Genomic DNA, 24,944 nt, shown 5'->3' on the forward strand with positions numbered 1-24,944 from the left:
GTGATCCATCGCCTGGTCGTGGACGGCGTCTCCTGGCGCGTCCTGGTGCCCGATCTGGAGGCGGCCTGGCGGGCCGCCTCGGGCACCGGACCGGCGGAGCGGGCTCCGGCGGGCACGTCGTTCCGGCGCTGGGCGGGCCTGCTGGCCGCACGTGCCCGTGAGCCGGGGCAGGTCGCCGAGCTCTCCGCCTGGAAACGGCTTCTCGACGTCGCCGAGCCCACCCTCGGCGACCGCCCGTCCGACCCCGGGCGGGACCGCGCGTCGGCCGTACGGTCCGTCACCAGGAGCCTGCCCGCCGGCCGCACCGAGCCGCTGCTGACCGGCGTCCCGGCCGCCTTCCACGGCGGCGTCGACGACGTCCTGCTGGCCGGCCTCGCGATCGCGATCGCCGAGTGGCGGCACCGGCGCGGCGCGGGCGGCGACGGCGTCGTGCTGGTCGACCTCGAACACCACGGCCGGGAGCCGCTCGCCGGCGACGTCGACGTGTCGCGGACCGTGGGCCGGTTCACCGGCGTCGTCCCCGTACGCCTGGACGCCGGCGTACGCGACTTCGCCCAGGCCCGCGCCGGGGGAGCCGCCGCGGGCCAGGCGATCAAGCGCGTCAAGGAGCAGCTGCGCGCGCTGCCGGGGGACGGCTTGGGCCACGGCCTGCTGCGTCACCTCAACCCCGCAACGCGGTCCGAGCTGGCCGCGCTGCCGGAACCGCAGATCGGCTTCGCCTACCTGGGCCGTCTCGGCGCCGGCGCCGGGGACTGGGAGACGGTCTCCGACGGTGACGAGGACGTTCCGGTCACCCACGCCGTGGAGATCCTCGCGCATGTCCGCGACCGCGACGGCGGCCCGGAGCTGGCCCTCACCCTGCTCTGGCCGGACGGGGTCCTCACCGAACGGGCCGCGGAGGAGCTCGCCGACGGCTGGCTCGCCGCGCTCGGCGGGCTGGCCGCGCACGTCGCGGACCCCGGCGCCGGCGGCCGTACGCCCTCCGACCTCGACCTGGTCTCGCTGGACCAGGACCAGGTCGAGGAGCTGGAGAACCTCTGGGGACGGCGGACATGAGCGACCTGGAACTGGCGGACGCGTGGCCCCTGACACCGCTGCAAGAGGGGTTGCTGTTCCACGCCCTGTACGACCGGCAGGGCCCCGACGTCTACGCGGTGCAGTTCGTGTGGCGGCTGGACGGCGATCTCGACGGCGACCTCCTCGCGGCCTCCGCCGAGGCGCTGCTGGCCCGGCACTCCAACCTCCGCGCCGGCTTCCTGCAGCTGAAGTCGGGCGATCCGGTCCAGGGCATCCCGGTGCGCGTCGACACGCCCTGGCGGACCGTCGACCTGTCCGGGCGAGACGAGGACGAGGCCACGGCCGCGGCGGAGCGGGTCGCGGCGGAGGAACGCGAACGCCGGTTCGACCTGGCCGTGCCGCCGCTGCTGCGCTTCGCGCTGGTCCGCCTCGCGCCCGGGCGGCACCATCTGGTGCTGACGCACCATCACATCCTTCTCGACGGCTGGTCCCGCCCCGTCCTGGCGCAGGAGCTGCTGACGATCTACGCGGCGGGGGGCGACGCGAGCGGCCTGCCGCCGGTGACGCCGTACCGCGAGTACCTGGCCTGGCTGAGCCGCCAGGACCGCCGCGCCGCCGAGGACGCCTGGACCGCATCGCTGGCCGGTCTGGGCGAACCCGTGCTCGTCGCGCCCGGCGGCGCCGGGCGGGCCGCGCTGATGCCCGAAGAGGCCGTCGCCGGCGTCGGCGAGACCGTCACCGCGGCCCTGCGCGAGGCGGCGCGCCGCCGCGACCTGACGCTGAACACGGTCGTCCAGGGCGCGTGGGCGCTGCTCGTCGGCCAGCTCACGGGCCGTGAGGACGTCGTGTTCGGCGTGACGGCGGCCGGACGGCCGCCCGAACTGCCCGGAGCCGAGACGATGCTCGGCCTGTTCATCAACACGGTCCCCGCGCGCGCCCGGCTCGATCCGCGCGCCTCCGTGGCGGACCTGCTGACCGGCCTGCAGGACCGGCAGTCCGCGCTGATCGAACACCGGCACCTGAGCCTCGCGGCCATCCAGCGCCTCGCCGGTCTCGGCGAGCTGTTCGACACGCTGCTCGTCTACGAGAACTATCCGCTCGACCCGGCCCGGCGCCCGCCGTCGGAGACGGGCGGCCTGCGGGTCGGCCTGGAGGCCGCGACCGACGCCGCCCACTACCCGCTCACGCTCGTCGTCTTCCCCGGCGAAGAGCTGCGGCTGCGGCTCGTCCACCGGCTCGACCTGTTCGACGCCGCCAGCGCCGAGCTGATCATGGCGCGGCTCGTACGGATCCTGGAACGGATCGCCGAGGACCCGGACCTCCGCCTCGCCCGGCTGGAGCTGCTGGAGGCGGGCGAGAAGCGGCGCGTGCTGCGGGAGTGGAACGACACCGCCCGCGAAATCCCGGACACGACACTGGCCGGGCTGTTCGAGAGCCAGGTGCGCCGGTCACCTGACGCCGTGGCGGTGGTGTGCGAGGACGAGTCCGTCTCCTACGGCGAGCTGAACGCCGCGGCGAACCGGCTCGCGTGGGACCTCATCGGCGCGGGCGTCGGCCCCGAGCACGTCGTGGCGGTACGGATACCGCGCTCGATCGCGCTGGTGACCGCCCTGCTGGCCGTGGCCAAGACCGGTGCGGCGTACCTGCCGGTCGACGGCGAGCATCCGGCAGCGCGCATCGAGTTCATGCTCGCCGACTCCGGCGCGACCACCGTCCTGTCCGGCGCGGACCCGGTCGAGGAGAACACCGGCGACCCGCCGGGCGCGGCGCGGCGGGGGGCGCATCCGGCGTACATGATCTACACGTCGGGTTCGACGGGCCGGCCGAAGGGCGTCGTGGTCCCGCAGACGGGGCTGGTGAACCTGCTGGCGGCGATGGACCAGGTGGTCCCGCTGACGCCGGCCGACCGGCTGCTCGCGGTGACGACCGTGGCGTTCGACATCGCGGCGCTGGAGCTGTTCCTCCCGCTGGTCAACGGTGCGGCCGTGGTGCTGGCCACCAAGGAGCGGGTGCGAGATCCGGCCGCGTCCGCCGACCTGATCCGTGCGGCGGGGGTCACCGTCGTCCAGGCGACGCCGAGCTGGTGGCAGGCGTTGCTGGAGACCGAACTCGGCCTCGGCGACGTGCGGATGGTCGTCGGAGGTGAGGCCCTGCCCGCCCGGCTGTCGCGGCTGATGCGGCGCGCGGTGAACGTCTACGGGCCGACCGAGACGACGATCTGGTCGACCGCGATGGACCTGGACGGATGCGAGGGCGTGCCGCCGATCGGCCGGCCGATCGCGAACACGCGGACGTACGTGCTGGACGCGGCGCTGCGGCCGGTGCCGCCGGGCGTGGCAGGGGAGCTGTACGTCGCGGGCGCCGGGCTGGCGCGGGGCTACCGGGGCCGCGCCGGGCTGACGGCGGAGCGCTTCGTGGCGTGCCCGTTCGCCGCCGGCGAGCGGATGTACCGCACCGGGGACCTGGCCCGCTGGGACACCGGCGGGCGGCTGGTCTTTCTCGGCCGCGTGGACGACCAGGTCAAGGTGCGAGGGTTCCGGATCGAGCTCGGCGAGATCGAGGCCGCCCTCGCCGCCCATCCGGACATCGCGCGCGCCGCCGTCACCGTACGGGAGGACACGCCCGGCGAACGGCGCCTCGTCGGCTACGTCGTCCCCGCGGACGAGCCGGCCGGGGACGGCGCGGCGCAGGTCGAGGAGTGGCGCTCGCTGTGGGACACGCTCTACCGCCAGGAGCTGGGGTCGGCGCCGTTCGGGGAGAACTTCGCCGGCTGGAGCAGCAGCTACGACGGGTCGGCGATCCCCGTGGAGGAGATGCGGGAGTGGCGCAACGCCGTCGTCGGCCGGATCCGGTCGCTCCGGCCCCGCAGGGTGCTGGAGATCGGCGTGGGCAGCGGCCTGATCCTGTCGCAGGTCGCACCCGAGTGCGAGGCGTACTGGGGGACCGACGTCTCCCGCGAGGCGGTCGAGGCGCTCCGCGCCCAGGTGGCGCGGCACGACGACCTCGCCGGGCGGGTCGAGCTGCGCGAGCAGGCCGCAGACGTCACGGACGGCCTGCCGGAGGGCTTCTTCGACACCGTCGTCATCAACTCCGTCGTCCAGTACTTCCCCGGCGCCGGCTACCTGGAGACCGTCCTGCGGCGGGCCGTGGACCTGGTCGTGCCCGGCGGCGCCGTGTTCGTCGGCGACGTGCGCAACCGGCGGCTGCTGGGCTGCCTCCAGGCCGGCGTGCACGCGTCCCGTACGGGCGACCCCGCTGAGCTGCCCAGGCTCGTCGACGCGGCCGTGTCCGCCGAGGAGGAGCTCCTGGCCGACCCGGAGTTCTTCACCGCCCTGGCCCGTACGGCCGAGGGCGTCGGCGCCGTGGACGTCCGGCTCAAACGCGGTGCGCACCACAACGAGCTGACCCGCTACCGCTACGACGTCGTCCTGCGCAAGGGGGACGCCGGGCCGGAGCCGGTGACCCTCTGCCTCCGCTGGGGCGACGAGGTGCGCGACATCGCCGAACTGGTCGGACGTCTCACGGCGGACCGGCCGGACCGGGTCCGCGTCGCCGGCGTCCCGAACGGCCGGCTGGCCGGTGACCTGGCCGCGCTGCGCGGCGCCGAGGTCACCGGGGGGATCGATCCCGAGGAGCTCGGCGCGGCCGGTGAGACGGCCGGTTACTCCGCGGCCCCCACCTGGTCGGCCGGCGACGACGGCGCGTTCGACGTGATCTTCGCCCGCGACGGCGAGGCGACCGGCCACTACCTGCCCGGGGACGACGACGCCGGATCCCCGGCCGCCCACGCGAACGACCCGGTGCGCTCGCGCGCCGCGGGCGGCCTCGCGCGGACCCTGCGCCGGTACGCCGGCGAGCGGCTGCCGGGTCACATGGTCCCGGCCGCCGTCCTGGTGCTGGACCGGCTGCCGCTGACGCCGAACGGCAAGCTCGACCGCGCCGCGCTGCCCGCCCCGGACTTCGCGGGCGCGGTGTCGGGCCGCGGGCCGGCGACGCCGGCCGAGGAGGTCCTGTGCGACCTGTTCGCCGACGTGCTGGGCGTGGGCCGGGTCGGCGCTGAGGACTCCTTCTTCGAGCTGGGCGGCGACTCCCTGCTGGCGATGCGGCTGATCACGCGCGTGCGGGCGGTGCTGGGCGCGGAGATCGAGATCCGTGAGCTGTTCGCGGCGTCCACGCCCGCCGGCGTGGCCCGGCTGGCCGAGGCCGGCCGGAAGGACGCGCGGCCCGTGCTGGAGCGCCGCGACCTGCCCGCCGTGGTCCCGCTGTCGTTCGCCCAGACGCGGATGTGGTTCCTCAACCGGCTGGAGGGCGGGTCCGCCTACAACGTGCCCCTGGCGGTACGCCTGACCGGCGACCTGGACATCGAGGCGTTCGGCGCCGCTCTGGCCGACGTGGCCGAGCGCCACGAGACGCTGCGGACCGTCTTCCCCGAGACCGACGGGGTGCCGCGGCAGGAGATCCTCACCGGCGCGGCGGGCCGTCCCGGGCTCCTCGTCGCGTCGCCCGGCGCGGACCTCGCGGACGCCGTCGCGGCCGAGGCGGCCCACGCCTTCGACGTGCGCGTCGAGCCGCCCTGGCGGGTCCACCTGTTCGCGGCCGGACCCGGCGAGCACGTCCTCCTCATCGTCGTGCACCACATCGCCGGCGACGGCTGGTCGCTCGGCGTCCTGGCCCGTGACCTGTCGACGGCGTACCGGGCGCGGCTGGACGGACGCGCGCCGGGCTGGGCTCCGCTGCAGGTCCGCTACGCCGACTACACGCTCTGGCAGCGAAGCGTCCTCTCCGCGGACGGTGACACCGACGGGCTCGACGCGCAGCTCGCCTTCTGGCGCACGACGCTCGCCGGCCTGCCCGGCGAGCTTCGCCTGCCCGCCGACCGCCCCCGGCCGCCGCAGGCCACCTACCGGGGCGGCACCGTACGGCTCGCCGTGGACGCCGGCGTGCACGACCGGCTCGTCCGCGTGGCCCGGCAGAACGAGGCGACGCTGTTCATGGTCGTCCAGGCCGGCCTCGCGGTCCTCCTGTCCCGCCTCGGTGCCGGCACCGACATCCCGATCGGCGTCCCGGTCGCCGGGCGCGGTGACCAGGCGCTGGACGACCTCGTCGGTTTCTTCGTCAACACCCTCGTGCTCCGCGCCGACCTGTCCGGCGACCCCACCTTCGTCGAGACGATCGCCCGGGTCCGGTCCGCGGACCTGGCCGCGTACGCCCACCAGGACATGCCGTTCGAGCGGCTCGTGGTGGAGCTGGCGCCCGAACGCTCCCTTGCCCGGCATCCGTTGTTCCAGGTCATGCTCGTCTTCCAGAACGCCCCGCCCACGGTGTGGGACCTGCCCGGGATCGCCACGCGGCCCGAGCGGGCGGGCACCGCGGGCGCCAAGTTCGACCTGTCGCTCAGCCTCGCCGAGCAGCGCAGCGCCGACGGCGCTCCCGCGGGGATCGTGGGCGAGCTGGAGTACAGCGCCGACCTGTTCGACGCCGCGACCGCCGAGGCGATCGTGGCGCGGCTCGTCCGCGTGCTGGAGCAGGTGGCCGAGGACCCGAAGCTGCCGCTGACGCGGGTGGAGGTCCTCGACGCCGCCGAACGCCGCCGGATCCTGCGTGACTGGAACGCCGCCGCCCCCGCGCCGGAGCGTACGCTGCCCGGCCTGGTCGAGGACCGGGCACGCAGCCGCCCGGACGCGACCGCGGTGGCCTGCGGGGAGGAGGAGATCTCGTACGCGGAGCTGAACGCCGCCGCGAACCGCCTCGCCCACGAGCTGATCGCCCGCGACATCGGCGCCGAGCGGGTCGTCGCCGTGGCGGTACCCCCGTCGATCGCGTCGGTCACGGCGCTGCTGGCCGTCGCCAAGGCCGGCGGGGTCCACCTGGCCGCGGGCGGAGCACCGTCCGAAGCGTGGGCCACGATCACCGGCTCGGCGGCCGGTGAGGGCCGGATCGCCCTCGACGATCCCGCGATCGCCGCCCGCCGCGCCGAGGACCCCGGCGTCCCGCTGAGTCCGGCCGGCGCCGTCCACGTCACGGTCGAGGGCACCGTCGTCACGCACGCGAACCTGACGGCCGCCGAGGCCGAACCCGCCGGGCGCGTCCTGTGGCTCGGCCACGACCCCGGCGACCTCGCCGGCGCGTTCGCCGCGGGCGACACGGTCGTGATCCCGGCCGGTCCGCCGTCCTCGGCCGGGGAGCTGGCGCGCGCCCTGAGGGACCTCGGCATCGGCCGGCTGCGGATCACTCCGTCCGCGCTGGCCGCCCTGCCCGCCGAGGACCTGCCGGCGCTCCGGAGCCTGGCCGTGACCGGCGCGTGCCCGGCGTGGCTCGCCCGCCGCTGGTCGGCCGGCCGGAGCCTGACGAGCACATACGGCCGCGCGGCGCGCGGCGACCACGAGGGTCTGCGCCCGGCCGCCGGCACCCGCCTCTACGTTCTCGACGAGCGCCTGCGGCCCGTACCCGCCGGGGTCGTGGGCGACCTCTACGTCGCGGGCGCCGCCGTGGCCCGCGGCCACCGCGACGACCCGTCCCGTACGGCGGAGCGGTTCGTCGCGTGCCCGTTCGAACCCGGCGCGCGCATGCACCGCACCGGCGACCGGGCGCGGTGGACCCACGACGGCCGGGTGCTGCGCGCGCCCTCGGCGGACCCGGTCCCGGCCCTGGTCGAGAGCGCGCTGGCGGCGCGGCCCGGCGTCGGCCCGATGGCGACCCGCGAGGACCCCCAGGGTCACCTCGTCGCCTATGTCGGCCGCGGGCCCGGGGACGGCGCGCCGCCGGATCCCGCCGCGCTGCGCCGTGCCCTCCTGGACGAGCTGCCCGAGGCCATGGTCCCGGCGGCCGTCGTGGTCGTCGGCGACCTGCCGCTCACGCCCGGCGGGTGCCTGGACCGCGCCGCGCTGCCCGCCCCGGACGCGGCAGGCCCGGAACACGTACCGGCCGAGGAGGTCGTCTGCGGCCTGTTCGCCGAGGTGCTCGGCAAGGACGTCGGCCCCGGCGACTCCTTCTTCGACCTCGGCGGCGACTCCCTGCAGGCGATGCGGGTCATCGCCCGCGTCCGCGCGGTGCTCGGCGTGGAGATGGGCGTACGCGGCCTCTTCAAGGCCTCCACCCCTGCGGCCGTGGCGCGCCTGGCCGGGCCGTCCGGCGAACCGGGCAGGGCCACGCTGCGGAAGGCCGACCGGCCGGACGTCGTGCCCCTGTCATTCGCGCAGCTGCGGATGTGGTTCCTGAGCCGGCTGGAGGGCGGCGCGGCCTACAACGTCCCGATGGCCGTACGGCTGAGCGGGCGGCTCGACCGGGAGGCCCTGGAGGCCGCGCTCGGCGACGTCGCGGACCGGCACGAGACCCTGCGCACCGTCTATCCCGAGGTCGACGGCGTCCCGCGCCAGCAGGTCCTCGGCGGCGACGCGGGCCGCCCGCGCCTCGACGCCGAGACGGCGGGCGGCGACCTGGCCGGCCGCCTCACCGCCGAGTCCGGCCGCGGCTTCGACGTGGCGCGGGAGCTGCCCTGGCGCGCACGCCTGTTCGCGGCCGGCCCGGACGAGCACGTGCTACTGCTGGTCGTGCACCACATCGCCGGCGACGGCTGGTCGTTCGGAGTGCTGGCACGCGACCTGTCGGCGGCCTACCGCGCCCGGCTGCGCGGCGAGGCCCCGCTCTGGGCGCCGCTGCCGGTGCAGTACGCCGACTACACGCTCTGGCAGCGGCGAACGCTGGAGGAGTCCGGCGGCGTGCTGCGCGACCAGCTCGCGTACTGGACGCGGGCCCTCGCCGGGCTGCCCGGCGAGCTGAGGCTGCCCGCCGACCGCCCCCGCCCGGCCCGGTCCGAACACCGCGCCGGCCTGGTCCCGGTGCAGGTGGACGCCGCCCTGCACGACCGCCTCACCCGCCTGGCGCGCGAGCACGAGGCGACCCTGTTCATGGTGGTCCAGGCGGGCCTCGCCGCCCTGCTGTCCCGCCTCGGGGTCGGCACCGACGTGCCCCTCGGCGTCCCGGTGGCCGGCCGCGGCGACCCGGCGCTGGACGAGCTGGTCGGCTTCTTCGTCAACACCTTGGTGCTGCGCGCCGACCTGTCCGGCGACCCGTCCTTCGGTGAGCTGCTCGGCCGGGTCCGTGAGGCGAATCTGGCCGCGTACGCCCACCAGGACCTGCCGTTCGAGCGGCTCGTGGAGGAGCTCGCGCCCGAACGCTCCCTGGCGCGGCACCCGCTGTTCCAGGCCATGCTGACCTTCCAGAGCGACCCGCCGCCGGAGTGGGACCTGCCCGGCCTGGCCGTACGGCCGGAGGGCGCCGGCACCGGGGTGACCACGTTCGATCTGTCGTTCAGCCTCTGGGAGCGCCGCTCCGCGGACGGCTCGGCGGAGGGGATCACCGGCCGGCTGGAGTACAGCGCCGAGCTGTTCGACGCCGCGACCGCCGAGACGATCGTGGCACGGCTCGTCCGCGTCCTGGAACAGGTGGCCGGGCGGCCCGGGCTGCGGCTCGGCTCCGTCGAGGTCCTCGAACCGGGCGAGCGGCGGCGGCTGGTCCACGAGTGGAACGACACCGGCCGCGAGATCCCCGGTGACACCCTGACCCGGCTGGTCGAGGACCAGGCGCGGCGGACCCCCGAGGCCACCGCCGTCGTCCACGAGGGCACCGCGCTCTCGTACGCGGAGCTGAACGCCGCGGCGAACCGGCTGGCATGGGAGCTGATCGGCCGGGGCGCCGGTCCGGAGAGCGTCGTCGCCCTCGCGGTGCCGCGGTCGGCGGAGATGGTCGTCGCGGTGCTGGCCGTCCTCAAGGCCGGCGCGGCGTACCTGCCGATCGACGTGGACCTCCCGGCGGCGCGGATCGCGTTCATGCTCGCCGACGCCGCTCCCGCCGCGCTCGTCACGACCGAGGGCACCGGGCTTCCGGCGGGCGAGGTCCCCCGCGTCCTGGTGGGAGAGGCGGCCGGCGCCGCCGATCGCGATCCGGGCGACCGGGACCGCGTCGCGCCGCTGACCCCGGCGCATCCGGCGTACGTCATCTACACGTCCGGTTCGACGGGCACCCCCAAGGGCGTCGTCGTCGAGCACCGCGCCGTGGTGAACTACGTGACCCACGTCCGCGACGCCTACTCCGGGCTCACCGGCACGACGGTGCTGAACGCCCCGCTGTCCTTCGACTTCGCCGTGACACCTCTGTTCGGCGCGCTCACCTCCGGCGGGCGCGTCCACGTCATGGCGGCGGAGGAGGCCGCGGGGCTGGACGGCACCGCGCCCGCCCGTACGTTCTACAAGGTCACGCCCGCGCTGCTGCCGGTCCTGCCGGACGCCGCCGCGCCAACGGAGGAGCTCGTCCTCGGCGGCGACGCCGTCCAGAGCGGCCCCGTGCAGGACTGGCGCGACCGGCACGACGGCGTCGTCGTCAACGAGTACGGCCCGACCGAGGCCACCGTCGGCTGCGTCGAGCACCGGATCCGCCCCGGCGACCCTCTGGCACCCGGGCCGGTGCCGATCGGGCGGCCGATCGCGAACGCCCGCGCGTACGTGCTCGGTGAACGGCTCGAACCGCTGCCCGCAGGCGTCGTCGGCGAGCTGTACGTGGCGGGCGCCGGGCTGGCCCGCGGCTACCGGGATCGCGCCGGGCTGACGGCGGAGCGGTTCGTGGCGTGCCCGTTCGCGCCGGGTGAGCGTATGTACCGGACCGGCGACCTGGCACGCTGGGACGCCGGCGGGCGGCTCGTCTACGAGGGACGGGTGGACGGCCAGGTCAAGATCCGCGGCTTCCGCGTCGAGCTGGGCGAGGTCGAGTCCGCCCTCGCCGCCCTGCCGGGCGTCGGCCGGGCCGCGGCGGCCGTCCACGCGGACACGGGGGAGAGGCGGCTCGTCGGCTACGCGGTCCCCGACTCCGGCGCGCTCGACCCGGCCGCGCTCCGCGGCGCCCTGGGCGAGACCCTGCCGGACTCCCTGGTGCCCGCGGCGGTGCTGGTGGTCGACGCGCTGCCGCTGACCCCGAACGGGAAGCTGGACCGCGCCGCGCTGCCCGCCCCCGACTTCGCCGGCCTGGTCTCCGGTCGCGGGCCCGCGACCGCCGCCGAGGAGATGATGTGCGGCCTGTTCGCCGACGTGCTCGGCCTGGACCGTGTCGGCGCCGATGACTCGTTCTTCGACCTGGGCGGCGACAGCATCATGTCGATGCAGCTCGTGACCCGCGCCCGCCGTGCCGGGTTCACGCTGACGCCCCGCGAGGTGTTCACCCGCAAGACCCCGGCGGGGCTCGCGGCCACGGCGGGCGAGCCCGCGCCGGACCGCACGCAGGACGTGGGCACCGGCGAACTCCCGCTCACCCCGATCATGTGCTGGCTGGCCGAGCACGGCGACCCGGCCGGACGGTACGCCCAGTCGATGGTGCTGTCCGTGCCCGCCGATCTGGGCCTGGACGCCCTGACCGTCGCGGTCCAGGGCGTGCTGGACCACCACGACATGCTGCGGGCCCGCCTCGGCGAGTCCGGGCTCATCGTCCCGCCGGCCGGTGAGACGAGGGCCGCCGTACGCCGGGTGGACGCGTCCGGCGACCTGGACCGCGCCGTCGCCGGGGAGACGCGCGCGGCGGTCGCCCGGCTCGACCCTCGCGCCGGGACCATGACGGACGTCGTCTGGCTGGACGCCGGTGCGGGCGGTTCCGGCCGTCTGCTGGTCGTGGTCCACCACCTGGTGGTGGACGGTGTGTCGTGGCGGGTGCTGGTGCCGGATCTGGAGGTGGCGTGGCGCGCGGCTTCGGAGGGGCGTGCGGTGGAGTTGGAGCCGGTGCCGACGTCGTTCCGCCGGTGGGCGCGTCTGCTGGCCGCGCGTGCGCACGAGCCGGGCCAGGTCGCCGAGCTCGACGCCTGGAAACGCCTGCTCGACGGCGGCGAACCGCCGCTGGGCGAGCGCCCGCTCGACCCGGAGCGCGACGTCGCGGCGAACCTCCGCTCGGTCACGTCGCACCTGCCCGCCGAGCGGACCGCGCCGCTCCTGACGAGCGTCCCGGCGGCCTTCCACGGAGGCGTCGACGATGTCCTGCTGACCGGCCTGGCGGTCGCCGTCGCCGAACGGCGCCACCGGAGGGGCGAGGACCCCGGCGGCGTGCTGGTCGACGTGGAGGGGCACGGCCGCGAGCCGGCCGCCGACGACCTCGACCTGTCCCGTACGGTCGGCTGGTTCACCAACGTCCTTCCCGTACGCCTGGACGCGGGCGTCACCGACTTCTCCGGCGTGCGTGAGGGCGGGCCGGCCGCGAGTGAGGCGGTCAAGCGGGTGAAGGAGCAGCTCCGGGCGGTCCCCGGCGACGGCCTCGGGTACGGCCTGCTGCGCCACCTCGGCCCCGGCACCGCTCCGGAACTGGCCGCCCTGCCGTCCGCCCAGATCGGCTTCAACTACCTGGGCCGCTTCACCGCGAGCCGCGGCGAGGCGGACTGGACGCCCGCCGGAGAGACGGCCCTGGGCGCGGCCGGCGAAGACGTCCCGGTCACCCACGTCCTGGAGGTCCTGGCACACGTCCGTGACCTGCCGGACGGGCCCGAGCTGACCGTCACGCTCTACTGGCCCGAAGGAGTCCTCACCGCCGAGGACGCCCGCGATCTGGCCGACGGCTGGCTGGCCGCGCTCGACGGGCTGACCGCCCGCACCGCCGAACCCGGCTCCGGCGGCCACACGCCGTCCGACCTCCTGGCCGCGATGAGCCAGGACGAGGTCGACGAGTTCGAGGAGATCGCCGCGGAGATGGAAGGGGGAACCTCGCGATGACCCGTTCGGCCCTGTCGGACGTCTGGCCGCTCACGCCCCTGCAGGAGGGCCTGCTGTTCCACTCCCTCTACGACGAGCGGGGCCCGGACGTCTACACCGTCCAGTTCGCCTGGCGGCTCGACGGGCCGCTGGACGCGGACGTGCTGGCCGCCTCGGCGGCGGCGCTCCTGGACCGCCACGCCAACCTCCGCGCGGGGTTCCGCCAGCGCAGGTCGGGCGGCGCGGTGCAGGTCATCCCCGTACGCGTCGAGACGCCGTGGCGCGTGGTCGTACCGGCCGCGGGAGACGACCCGGCGGCGGCCGCCGAGCGGGTGGCGGAGGAGGAACGAGACCGCCGCTTCGACCCGGCCGTGCCGCCGCTGCTGAGGTTCGTCCTGATCCGCCTCGCGCCCGGCCGGCACCGGCTTCTGCTCACCCACCACCACATCCTCCTGGACGGCTGGTCGATGCCCGTCCTCGCGCGCGAGCTGTTCGCCCTCTACGCGGCGGGCGGTGATCCCGCCGGGCTCCCGCCCGTGACCCCGTACCGCGACTACCTGGAATGGCTCGGCGACCAGGACCGCGAGGAGGCCGAGTCGACCTGGCGGCGGATCCTCCGCGGCCTGGACCGGGGCACCCTCGTGGCGCCGCGGGACGCCGGCCGCGCGTCCCTCGTGCCGAGGGAGATCGAGGTCGAGGTCGGCGACGGGCTGACCGCCGGCCTGCGCGCGTGCGCGCGCCGCCACGACCTGACGCTGAACACCGTCATGCAGGGTGCGTGGGCCCTGCTCATCGGCGTGCTCAGCGGGCGCGACGACGTGGTGTTCGGCAACACCGTCGCCGGCCGGCCGCCCGAGCTCGCCGGCGCCGAGACCATGCTCGGCCTGTTCATCAACACGATCCCGGTTCGCGTCCGGCTCGACCCGGAGCGGTCGATCGCGCGGACCCTCGCCGCGCTCCAGGACGAGCAGGCCGAGCTCATCGCGCACCAGCACCTGAGCCTGGCCGCCGTCCAGCGGCTCGCGGGCGCCGGTGAGCTGTTCGACACGCTGGTGAACTACGAGAACTACCCGGTCGAGGCCGCCGGCGAAGCCGCCGAGGACGGCCCGCGGGTCACGCTCGCCGGCGTCCGCAACGCCAACCACTACGCCCTGACCCTCGTCGTCTTCCCCGGCGACCCGATCCGGGTACGCCTCGTGTACCGGCCCGACCTGTACGACGCCACCGAGGTGGAGCGCGTCGCGGACCGCCTCGTCCGGCTGCTGCGGCAGATCGCCGACGACCCCGGCCGGCCGCTCGGCCGGGTGGAGACGCTGGACCCGGACGAGCGGCGGCGCCTGCTGCGGTACGGCGCCGCGCCGGCGCCGCCGGCGCCCGGATCGACGCTCGCCGCGCTCTTCGAGGCCCAGGCGCGTGCGACCCCGGGCGCCGTCGCGCTGTGCGACGAGGACACCGAGGTCTCCTACGCCGAGCTGAACACCGCCGCGGACCGGCTCGCGCGCGACCTGGCGGGACACGGCGCCGGTCCCGAGCGGGTCGTCGCCCTCGCCGTGCCGCGCTCCGCGGGCACCGTCACCGCGCTGCTGGCCATCGCCAAGACCGGCGCGGCGTACCTGCCGGTCGACCCGGACTACCCGCGGGCCCGCGTCGACCACATGATCGCCGACGCCGCCCCCGCGGTGCTCCTCACCACGGCCGGCGTCCTGCCGGACGTCGACCTGCCCCGGATCGTCCTCGGCGAGGAGGGCTCCGCGGGGACCGGCGTCACCGCCCCGGGCGTACCGCGGCCGGAGCATCCCGCGTACGTCATCTACACCTCCGGCTCCACCGGCACGCCGAAGGGCGTCGTGGTGCCGAACGCCGGCCTCGCGAGCCTGGCCGCCGCGCAGCGCGAGCGCATCGGCCACGACGCCGGGCCCGGCGCGCGGGTGGCACAGCTGTCCTCGCTGAGCTTCGACGCCGCCGTCGCCGAGATCCTCCTCGCCCTGACCTCCGGGGCGACGCTCGTCCTCCCGCCGCCCGGCCCGCTGGCCGGCGACGAGCTCGGCGCCTTCCTCGCCGACCGGCGGATCACCCACCTGCAGATCCCTCCGACCGTCCTCGCCTCGGTGCCGCGGCGGCCGCTGCCCGCGCTGCGCTCGGTGGCCGTCATGGGGGAGGCGTGTCCCGAGAGCCTCGTGCGCGACTGGTCGGCGGGCCGCCGCATGGTCAACGCGTACGGGCCGACCGAGACGACGGTGTGCGCGACGGTCAGCGACCCGCTCGGCGACGGCCCGCCGCCCATCGGCCGGCCGGTCGCGGGGACGCGCGTCCACGTGCTCGACCGATGGCTGCGCCCGGTGCCCGAGGGCGTGGTGGGAGAGCTGTACGTGGCGGGAGCCGGGCTGGCCCGTGGCTACGCCGGCCGGCCGGGCCTGACCGCCGAACGCTTCGTGGCCTGCCCGTTCGCGCCGGGCGAGCGCATGTACCGCACCGGCGACCTGGCCCGCTGGACCGGCGACGGCCGGCTGTCCTACGCCGGACGCGCCGACGGCCAGGTCAAGATCCGCGGCTTCCGCGTGGAGCCCGGCGAGGTCGAGACCGCGCTCACCGCCCTGCCGGGCGTCGGCCAGGCCGCCGTCACGGTCCGCGAGGACGCTCCGGGCGAGCGCCGCCTCGTCGGCTACGTGGTCATGGACGGCGCGAACGGGGCCGGCCCGGCGGAGCTGCGGCGGTCGCTGGCCGAGACCCTGCCCGCCTACCTGGTCCCGGCCGCGGTCGTGCCGCTCACCGAGCTGCCGCGGACGCCGAACGGCAAGCTCGACCACGCCGCGCTCCCGGCGCCCGACTTCACCGGCGCGGCCGCCGGGCGCGAGCCCGCCGGCGCGGCCGAGACGACGCTGTGCGCACTGTTCGCCGAGGTCCTCGGCCTGGACCACGCCGGCGCCGATGACTCGTTCTTCGACCTGGGCGGCGACAGCATCATGTCGATGCAGCTCGTCACCCGGGCACGCCGGGCCGGCCTGCAGGTCACGCCGAGGGACGTGTTCGTCCGCCGGACCCCGGCCGCGCTCGCCGCCGTCGCCGCGCCCCCGGAGGAGACGGACGCGCCGGAGGACGTCGCCGTGGGCGAGCTGCCCCTCACCCCGGTCATGCGCTGGCTCGGCGAACGCGGTGGCCTCGCCGACCGGCTCTGCCAGTCGATGGTGCTGTCCGTGCCCGCCGATCTGGGCCTGGACGCCCTGACCGTCGCGGTCCAGGGCGTGCTGGACCACCACGACATGCTGCGCGCCCGGCTGAGCGGGGACGGGCTGGTCGTGCCACCGCCGGGCACGGTACGGGCGGCCGACGTCGTACGCCGCGTGGCGTTCACGGGCGACGAGGCGCTCGCCGAGGAGGCGCGTACGGAGGCCGGGCGGCTGGACCCCCGGCGGGGCGCGATGGTGCGGGTCGTCTGGCTGGACGCCGGTGCGGGCGGTTCCGGCCGTCTGCTGGTCGTGGTCCACCACCTGGTGGTGGACGGTGTGTCGTGGCGGGTGCTGGTGCCGGATCTGGAGGTGGCGTGGCGCGCGGTCTCGGCGGGGCGTGCGGTGGAGCTGGAGCCGGTGCCGACGTCGTTCCGCCGGTGGGCGCGCCTGCTGGCCGCGCGTGCGCACGAGCCCGGCCAGGTCGCCGAGCTCGACGCCTGGAAACGCCTGCTCGACGGCGACGATCCGCCGCTGGGCGACCGCCCGCTCGACCCCGCGCGTGACACGGCGAGCCGGCTCCGCACGGTGACGGTGACCCTGCCTCCAGAACGCACCGGGCCGCTGCTGAGCAGCGTGCCCGCCGCCTTCGGGACGGGCGTCGACGAGGTTCTGCTGACCGGCCTCACGCTCGCTCTCGCCGAACACCGCGGCCTGCGGAGCGTCCTGGTCGACCTCGAGGGCCACGGCCGCGAGCAGCTCGGCGACGCCGACGTCTCCCGTACGGTCGGCTGGTTCACCAACGTGCTCCCCGTTCGCCTGGACCCGGGCACCGCCGACGTCGCCGGGGTACGCGCCGGCGGTCCCGCCGCGGGCGACGCCGTCCGCCACGTCGCGGAACGGCTGCGCGCGGTTCCGGGCGACGGCCGCGGGCACGGGCTGCTCCGCCACCTCAACCCGGAGACGGCTCCCGCTCTGGCCGCGCTGCCCGCGCCGCAGGTCGGCTTCAACTACCTGGGACGCTTCACCGCGGGCGACGGCGGCGACTGGACGCCGTCCGGGCGGACGGTCCTCGGCGGAGGAGACGGCGCGGACACCCCGGCCGGCCACGCCCTGGAGGTCCTCGCCCACGTCCGCGACCTGGCCGGTGGCCCCGAGATGACCATCGCGCTGTCCTGGCCGGAGGGGATTCTCACCGAACGGGACGCGCGGGAGATCGCCGGCACCTGGCTCGCCGTTCTGGACGGCCTGGCCGCACACGCCGCGGCCGCCGGTGAGGGCGGCGCGTTCGCGAACCTCCTGCCGATCCGGTCCGAAGGGACCCGCTCTCCGCTGTTCTGCGTCCATCCGCTGGCGGGACTCGCCTGGTGCTACCGCGGGCTCGCCGACCTGCTGCCCGGCCGTCCCGTCTACGGGCTGCAGGCGCGCGGTCTCACCGCGGGCGCGCCGCCGGGCAGCGTCGAGGAGATGGCCGCCGACTACACCGCGCGGATCCGCGAGATCCAGCCCACCGGGCCGTACCACCTGCTCGGCTGGTCCTTCGGCGGCCTCGTCGCGAACGCGATCGCCGCCCGCCTCCAGGCCGGCGGCGAGCGGGTCGCGCTGCTCGCGCTGCTCGACGCCTATCCATCCGGCGGTCAGGACACCCGTACGACCGACACCCGCGCGCGGATCCGCTCCATCCTGGAGGCACTCGGCTTCGATCCCGAGACGGCGGCCGGCGTACGGGACCTGGACGGCGTCCTCGGCCTCTGCCGCCGGACCGGCGGGCCGTTCGGTGACCTGGAGGAGGCGCGTCTCGCGGCCGTCCTCGCCGTCTGGGCGGCAGGCATCGAGCTCGCCGCGGCCTACACCCCGGCTCCCCTCGACGGTCCCGTGCTCTTCTTCACCGCCGCCCGCGACCATCCCGAGGGGGCCGCAGGGGTCTGGGAGAAGCTCACCGGGGCCTCGGTGGAGGATCACCGGATCGACTGCCACCACGGCCAGCTCACCCAGCCCCGGCCTCTCGCGGAGATCGCCGAGGCCATCGAGAGAAAGGTCGGCTGAATGCCCGACAACACCAACCCCTTCGAGGACGAGGACGGCCGCTACCACGTGCTCGTCAACGACGAGGGCCAGCACTCCCTCTGGCCGGCCTTCATCGACGTCCCGGAAGGCTGGCGCGTCGCCTTCGAGGACGACACACGCGCGGCCTGCCTGGACTACGTCGAGAAGAACTGGACGGACATGCGCCCGAACTCCCTCATCGAGGCGATGCGGGAACACGAGGAGCGATCCTGAGGGCCACCGGGGCCATGCCGTACGCCGTCGGCGCGGCCCCGTGAGCACCCCGACGCTCGTCGACCTGTTCGCCCCGGAATGGCTCGCCGACCCGTACCCCTTCTACCGGCGGCTGCGCGAGGACCATCCTGTCTACCACGACGAAGTATTGCGCAGCTGGGTGGTGAGCCGGCACGGCGACATCGCCGCGCTCTCGACCGACGACCGGCTGACCGAGGACCGGGTCACGGCGTTCCAGGCGCGGCTGACGCCGGAGACCCGCCGGCTCATGCGGCCGCTCGCCGGTCTGCTGACGGACATGATGCTGTTCGCGACCGGCCCCCGCCACGCCGCCCTGCGGAACATGGCCAAGGCCGGCTTCTCCCGCCGGGTCGTCGCGGACCTGCGCGCCTCGATCGAGCGGCGGGCGGCCGCGCTGTGCGACGAGGTTCTGCCCCGTGGCGAGATCGACCTGGTCGGCGACCTGTCCGCGCCGCTGACCAAGGCGGTCATCGCCGAGATGCTCGGCCTCCCGCCGGAGCACCGGCACCTCCTCGACGACTGGCAGAGCCTCCTGCACGTCTACTTCACCCAGTCCGGCGCCGAGTCCGGGCGGCTCCGCCGCCTGCGCGAGGTGTTCGACGCGCTCGCGGCCCAGGACGAACCGCCGGCGCTCCTCGGGCACATGCTGGCGGCCGGCTCACCGGAGAGCCGCGATCCCGGCGTCGTCTTCGCGAACTTCCTGCTGATCATCGACGCGGGCCAGGTCACCACCACCCACCAGATCCCCAACGCCGTACGCGCCCTGCTGGCGGACCCCGGCCAGCTCGAGCTGCTCCAGGGGCGGCCCGAGCTGCGGGCCACCGCCGCCGAGGAGCTCCTCCGGTACGACAGCGCGGTGCAGTTCACGGCGCGGACCGCGCGGGAGGACATCGAACTGCACGGCCGGACGATCCCGGCCGGCGACCAGGTGACACTGCTGGTCGGCTCGGGCAACCGGGACGAGGAGGCGTTCGCCGACCCCGACCGCCTCGACGTGACCCGCGACGCCAAGGCGCACCTGTCCTTCGGCCACGGCCGGCACTACTGCCTCGGCGCCGCGCTCGCGCTCGCCGAGACCGAGCTGGTGCTCGGCGCGCTGCTCTCCCGTACGCACGGCCTGCGGCTCACGTCCGCGCGGCTCGAATGGCACGAGACCATCAACTTCCGGTTCCTCAAGGAGCTGCCGGTCGCGTTCGAGCCCCGATGATCAGCAGCGGCCGAGGAGACGGCGCTCGACCTCCGCGAGCACCTCGGTGGCGCGCGTCCTGAGCAGGAAGTGCCCGCCGTCCAGCGGACGCGTCGTGCACGTGCCGGTGGTCACCTCCGCCCAGGCCCCGGCGTCCTTCGCGGAGACCTCCTCATCACCGTCGCCCCGGAAGGCGAGGACGTCGCAGGCGATCCTTGGCTCGGTTCCGGTCGCGTACGTCTCCGCGGCCTCGTAGTCGGCGCGGATCGCGGGCTCGGTCACCTCCCAGAACTCCTCGTGCTCCAAGACGATCGGCTCGGTGCCGCCCATCTCCCGCAGGGCCTCCTTGAGCCGCGGCGTGGGCAGGTCGTGCACCGTCGCGGCCGGCGCGTTGCGGTGCGGGGCGGTCTGGGAACAGACCGCGAGCAGGGCCGGTGTCGCCGTCATCCGCCGCGCCGTCTCGAACGCCGCGAACGCGCCCGCGCAGTAGCCGAACAGCCCGACCGGCCCGCCGAGGCCGGCGACGACGCCGGCCACGGCCGCGCCGATCGCCGCCATGTCGCGCATCGGGGTCTGCTGGAACAGCGACTCCCGGCCCGGCAGGCGCACGGCGATCAGCTCGATGTCCTCGTCGACCCGTTCGCTCCAGACCTTGAAGGCCGCGACGCCGGCCCCGGCGTGGGGCAGGCAGACCAGGTGGGCGGCGGGGGAGTCCCGCGGGGTCAGGCGTACCAGGTTCTCGTCGGTGAGCACGGTCCTCCTACGTCGTGTGCCGGTCCTCAGGCGGTGCCGGCGACCGCGACCGCGTAGATCTCGGCCAGGCTGGATGCGGTCAGCGCGTCCGGCAGCGAGATGCCGTGCCCGGTGTCGCGCTCCAGCAGGGTCACCAGCTCGACCAGGTGCGCCGAGTCCCACTCGGTGACGTGGTCCAGATGCTTGTCCAGGTCATCGCGGGTGACCGCCATGCCCAGCTCGTCCCGCAGGAGGGCGAGGAAATCGTCGATGTCGTTCACGGGCTCCCGCCGAAGGTCAGCGTGATGTGGTCGGGCGGTGGTGCGATCTCGGCAAGGTCGTGCCGGAACGTCGCGACGTCGTCGCCTCTGTCGACGGCCGCGAAGCCGTGCCGCGGGTAGAACTCCGCGACGTTGGCGTTCTTCGGCGACCGCCGGTACGCCCCGGTCACGGCCGTGGCACCGCTCGTACGCGCGTGCTCCAGCAGCGCCGACAGGGCGGCCTGCTCCACTCCGCGGCCGAAGACCCGGCAGCTGAGCAGGAAGTTGCGGATCGCGAGGACGCCGCCCTCCCGGCGCGCCAGAATCGCGCCGGCGATGCCGCTGTCGCCGAACCGGTCGGCCACGTGCACCGCGAGCGTCAGCGCGTCCGGATCGCCGAGGAGCTCCTCCACGTCGGCGGGCAGCAGCCGCTCGGTGGTGAGGTTGAACTGGTTGGTACGCAGCGTCAGCTGCGACAGCCGCCCGGCCTCGCCGGCGACGGCGGGCGCGACGCGTACGGTGATCCGGAGCTCCCGCAGGTAGTCCTGGACCGTGGTGAACGAGCCGAGGAAGTCCCTTCGGGACAACTCGTCCCGGTAGCGCGCCGGGCGCTCCCGGTCCTCCGCCGTCAGCTCCACGCCGTCGAACCAGCCGTCCGCGAGGAGCCGGGACACGTGCCACGCCGGCTCGTCGTCCACCGCGACCACCGCGACCCCGGGCAGCTCGCGGCGGACCAGGCCGGTCTCGTGCGGGCTGTCGTCGACGAACACGATGGCGTCCACGCCGAGCCCCAGGTCCTCGGCCAGCTCGGCGAGGTTCTCGTGCTTGGGCCGCCAGTTCGCGGCGACCCGTACGACGTCGTCCTCGCGCAGCAGGATGTCCGGATGCTCGCGCAGCATCCGGCGTACGGGCTCCACGTCGTTCTTGCTCACCACGGCGACCAGCACGCCCTGCGCCGCCAGCTGGCGCACCGTCCGCTGGAACGCCTGGTAGGCCGCGCCCCGGTGGCTCCCGGCGACCTCCAGCCCGTCGGGACCGTCGTCGCCGAGGACACCGCCCCACACCGTGCCGTCCAGGTCGATGGCGAGGACCTTCTTCGCCCGCCCGGAGAGGTGCCGGGCCAGGTGCCCGGCCTCGCGGGCGTACGCGGCGAGCAGACCGGGCGTCAGATGGGCTCGGGTGTAGACGCTCAGGCGCGGGTCGGTGACGGCGACACCCTCCGCGGCGAGGGTGTCCAGGTCGAGCACGACGACCCGCGGATGCGTCTCGGCCAGCCGCAGCAGCCGGGCGTTCGCCTCGCGCCACAGCGCGCCGAGCGCCGCGCGGGACCGGTGGTCGACCAGCTGGGCGGCCATGAGGCGCGGGAGCGGAATCGTGTTGAGCACGAGCGTGCCGTGCCCGGTCTCCCCGAACCGCGCCGCCAGGCCGTCGAGCAGCGCGAGCTTGTCCGCGAGGACGCGCTGGACGTCGTCCGGGCGCCAGGGCGAGGGCACCTCGTCGAAGACGACCGCCGGGTCGAGCAGGCACAGCGCGAGGTCCGGCTCGGCGGCGTACAGCCGGCTGCCGGGGTCACCGAGGTCGAAGACGTACGCGTCGAAGTCGCCGATGACGGGCCGCAGGAGTAACCCGTGCCGGGCCGTCTCGGCGGTGAGCGGGGCGACCAGCGCGTCGAGCGTGCCGTGCCCGGTGATTGCGATGGTGGTGACCGGGACGTCCGGGTGGGCACGGAGCACCTCGTCCGCATCGAGCCGCGACAGCAGCCGCCCGGCCCGGTGGAGCCGGTCGTCGGGAAGCCCGTCGAGCAACCGCCGGACCTCGGGGTATTCGGCCAGGAGACGCCCGTCACGGTGCAGCCGGAGTATCGGGTCCTCGGGGTCGGCCGAGGACGAGTCCAGGGAGGAGGTGCTGCTCATCGCGATGACGCTCACCCGCCGGCCGGTCACTCGACGCCCGTTCTCGATCATGCAGTTTAGCCCGGCGGGCGCGGCCCGATAAGGCCGGCGTGGACAAGACCCTGGAGGACTGCCGCCGTGGGATCAGCGCCGCCCGTCCGGCTGGTCCAGATGTGACGCGACCGGCCTTTCCGACGCCCGGCCGGCGACGCGGGCGGTAATCCAGTCATCGATCGCGGCGCGGACGGCGGTCAGGTCATAGGCTCGCTGGTCGACGTTGTCGACCCGCAGTTCGAACACCAGGTACGAGTTGGTCAGGTGCCCGGTTTCAGGTGGGCGCCGAGCCAGCGCAGCGCCGGCGGGAGCTCGCGTTGCCAGGTGGTGAAGTTGTGGCCGCCGAACGGCAGCGTGATCGAGGCGACGTGGGTGGGCGGGTGCGCGAGGGCCAGGAACTCTCGCGTCTGGCCGTAGTCCTTCTCGCCGGTGCGGCTGGTGGTCAGCAGGAGGTTCGCCGGCGGCGGTGGCAGGTGCCGGAGTCGCCAGATCAGGTCGCACTCATCCCGGTACGCCCTGCTGTGACCGTAGAGATCCCCGGTGGTGAAGTCTCGGAGGGCGTGGTAGTAGCCGGCGAGTGACACCGCGGCGGAGTAGCGGTCGGAGTGCCGCATGGCGAGCTTGACCGCACAGTAGCCTCCGGTCGAGTCGCCCAGCGCGCTCCAGCCGGACGCGCGGTCGGCGGTCCGGTAGACGGCGGCGAGTGCGGCCGGCACATCCTCGGCGAAGAACGTCTCGGCCTGGGGACCGTGCGGGATGTCGGTGCACTCGGTGTCGCGAGGCGGGGCGACGGTGGGGCGCACCATGACGACGATCGTCGGGGGCATCCGACCTGCGGCGATCTCCTGGGCGACCGTCTGCGGCAGCCGCAGATGGGTGATGAGGTTCTCGGCGTTGCCCGGGTATCCCGTGAAGGCCACGGTCACCGGGAATCGCCGGGCCTCGTACGCCGGTGCGAAGTACTGCGGCGGAAGGTAGACGAACGCGGGCTCGCTGATCGCCGTGCGCACTCCGTGGATGACGACGGAGTCGATGCGGCCCTGCCCTGCCGGAAGCCGGTACCTCGGCGCCGAAGGGTCCGAGGTGACGGGCGCGGTGCGGACCGCCGAGGTGCCGAAACCGCCCGCCCCGGCCGCCATGGGTACGCCCGGACCGCTCCGCCCGGCCTGCGCGCCGATGAGGTCGCCCCACGACCCGTAGAAGTCGAAGGTGGCGTTGACCATGGTCAGTACGGCTACGACCAGGAAGAACTGGCAGCCGGCGACGATGCCGAGGCGCGCCAGCACGTGCGTGGACCGCCGGCCTGCCACCCGCGGGGCGAACCAGATCGCCGCGGCGAGCACGATCACCGCCACGATGACGAGCATGACCTGCAGGGGAACTCCGGTGAGTCTGATCACGGCCGGCTCCCCGGCGAGAGGTGGGTGCCCAGCCAGCGCAGGATCGCGGGAACGTCCTGCGCGGCGGTCACGGGCAGCGGTTCGGCACGCATCGGCGGGCGGGCGTCGGCGGAGAACCCGTCGTCGGCGATGACACCGACACTGATCGGCGGAGGCGGCCGGTGCCGGAGCCGCCAGCGCGGGTCGTACTCATCACGGATGGACCGGCTGTCGCCGTACAGCCTCCCGGGAGGCGGCGTGAGGGAGGGCGCGGCGAAGACCGCCGAGCCGAACCGGTCGGAGTGACGCATCGCGAGCAGCGCCGCGCAGTACCCCGCCGGCCCGCGGATGCCCGGCCCCGCCACCGACCAGCTCCCCGGGGCGGTGCCGACGCGGTACGCGGCGTCGACCGCGGCGGGCAGATCCTCGCTGAGGAACGTCTCGCCCTGCTTGCCGCCGGGCACGTCCACGCAGCCGGGGCCGGTCGGCGCGATCACGATCACTTCTGGACGCAGCCGCCCGGCGGCGATCTCACGCGCCGCGAGTTCGGGAAGGCGCCGCCGCAGGATCGTGTCGCGTGGAGAGGCGAGGAACAGCACGACGGGGAACCGCTGGGACCGATCCTGCGCGTACTGCGGCGGCAGGTACACGTACGCCCGGGTGCCGATCCCCGACCGCGAGCCGCGCAGGCTGAGGACGCGCAGCCGTCCCTCGCCGGCCGGCAACCGGCGGGTGAGGGCGTCATGCGACGGCCTGACGCGTGGCGCGGCCGGGGGCGGCTGCGCCACGGGAGACTGATCGGCGATCCGTACGGTGCCTGAGTCCGCACCGAACAGGTCCTCCCATGAAGAGTAGAACTGCATGTCGGAGTTGATCACGACCAGCAGCGCCAGCAGGAGCAGCACCTGACTGCCCACCAGCAGCCCCGCCCGTACGGCCGCCTGCCCGAGACCCGTACCGGAGTATCTCGGCAGCAGCCGGACGCAGACCACCACCGCCACCAGCGCGATGACGAGCGACGATGCGATGAAACCGGCTTTGGTCAAACCCAACAGCTCGGCCACAGGTCCCCTAGCGCGGTGAGGTGATGCCAGCCGCCGGCGCGGTGAGCGGTATCGCGACACTAGAAGAACGCAGGTCAGGGGAACCCTAGCGTTAGGCAATTCCGCCTTTGCCTACGTGTGGGCCCCGCCGTCTGTAGAAGGCAATTGCCTCTTTTACCTCGCCCGGATGCCTCACGGG

The 24,944-nt window shown here is 75.1% G+C and carries 11 protein-coding genes (1 of these 11 only partly in view); 5 read left to right on the forward strand and 6 right to left on the reverse strand.

The features are described from left to right. The 5 genes in view from QWU11_RS38225 to QWU11_RS38245 are tightly spaced (at most 40 nt apart) and all read left to right on the forward strand, a layout consistent with a single transcriptional unit that may run on beyond the window. Nucleotides 1-1,056 carry the 3' end of a non-ribosomal peptide synthetase gene (locus tag QWU11_RS38225; RefSeq protein ID WP_290119425.1) on the forward strand. Its footprint begins 12,909 nt before the window's first position, so only the last 1,056 of its 13,965 coding nucleotides appear in the window; its start codon lies off the left edge, out of view; its stop codon occupies nucleotides 1,054-1,056. After that, a complete protein-coding gene (locus QWU11_RS38230; protein WP_290119426.1) occupies nucleotides 1,053-12,755 on the forward strand; it encodes a non-ribosomal peptide synthetase in 11,703 nt (3,900 codons plus the stop codon). The genes QWU11_RS38225 and QWU11_RS38230 overlap by 4 nt, the downstream gene beginning before the upstream one ends. Next, nucleotides 12,752-17,944, forward strand: a complete 5,193-nt coding sequence (locus tag QWU11_RS38235; protein WP_290119427.1) for a non-ribosomal peptide synthetase — start codon at nucleotides 12,752-12,754, stop codon at nucleotides 17,942-17,944. Before QWU11_RS38230 ends, QWU11_RS38235 begins: the two co-directional genes overlap by 4 nt. Then, nucleotides 17,945-18,178 (forward strand): MbtH family protein, encoded by a 234-nt coding sequence (locus QWU11_RS38240; RefSeq protein WP_290119428.1) that lies wholly within the window; start codon nucleotides 17,945-17,947, stop codon nucleotides 18,176-18,178. Between the two features lie 40 nt (nucleotides 18,179-18,218). Then, complete coding sequence (locus QWU11_RS38245; RefSeq protein ID WP_290119429.1) at nucleotides 18,219-19,406, forward strand: cytochrome P450; 1,188 nt, start codon at nucleotides 18,219-18,221, stop codon at nucleotides 19,404-19,406. Here QWU11_RS38245 and QWU11_RS38250 read toward each other — a convergent pair whose 3' ends face one another. The 6 genes from QWU11_RS38250 to QWU11_RS38275 form a co-directional block, all read right to left on the reverse strand. Further along, complete coding sequence (locus QWU11_RS38250; RefSeq protein WP_290119430.1) at nucleotides 19,407-20,138, reverse strand: alpha/beta fold hydrolase; 732 nt, start codon at nucleotides 20,136-20,138, stop codon at nucleotides 19,407-19,409. It lies immediately after the preceding gene. Nucleotides 20,139-20,164: 26 nt separating this feature from the next. After that, nucleotides 20,165-20,398, reverse strand: a complete 234-nt coding sequence (locus QWU11_RS38255; protein ID WP_290119431.1) for a phosphopantetheine-binding protein — start codon at nucleotides 20,396-20,398, stop codon at nucleotides 20,165-20,167. Next, nucleotides 20,395-22,290: an HAD-IIIC family phosphatase gene (locus QWU11_RS38260; RefSeq protein WP_290119432.1), complete on the reverse strand. Its 1,896-nt coding sequence runs from the start codon at nucleotides 22,288-22,290 to the stop codon at nucleotides 20,395-20,397. Before QWU11_RS38260 ends, QWU11_RS38255 begins: the two co-directional genes overlap by 4 nt. A gap of 123 nt (nucleotides 22,291-22,413) precedes the next feature. After that, nucleotides 22,414-22,569 carry a hypothetical protein gene (locus QWU11_RS38265; protein ID WP_290119433.1) on the reverse strand — a complete coding sequence of 52 codons (156 nt, stop codon included), beginning with the start codon at nucleotides 22,567-22,569 and terminating at the stop codon, nucleotides 22,414-22,416. A 14-nt stretch (nucleotides 22,570-22,583) separates the two neighbouring features. Then, a complete protein-coding gene (locus tag QWU11_RS38270; RefSeq protein WP_290119434.1) occupies nucleotides 22,584-23,723 on the reverse strand; it encodes an alpha/beta hydrolase-fold protein in 1,140 nt (379 codons plus the stop codon). Further along, on the reverse strand, nucleotides 23,720-24,748 hold the full coding sequence (locus QWU11_RS38275; protein ID WP_290119435.1) for an alpha/beta hydrolase-fold protein: 1,029 nt from the start codon (nucleotides 24,746-24,748) through the stop codon (nucleotides 23,720-23,722). Before QWU11_RS38275 ends, QWU11_RS38270 begins: the two co-directional genes overlap by 4 nt. Between the last annotated feature and the right edge of the window lie 196 nt (nucleotides 24,749-24,944).

Origin of the sequence: Actinomadura sp. DC4 (assembly GCF_030406325.1) — a bacterium.
GTDB lineage: Bacteria > Actinomycetota > Actinomycetes > Streptosporangiales > Streptosporangiaceae > Actinoallomurus.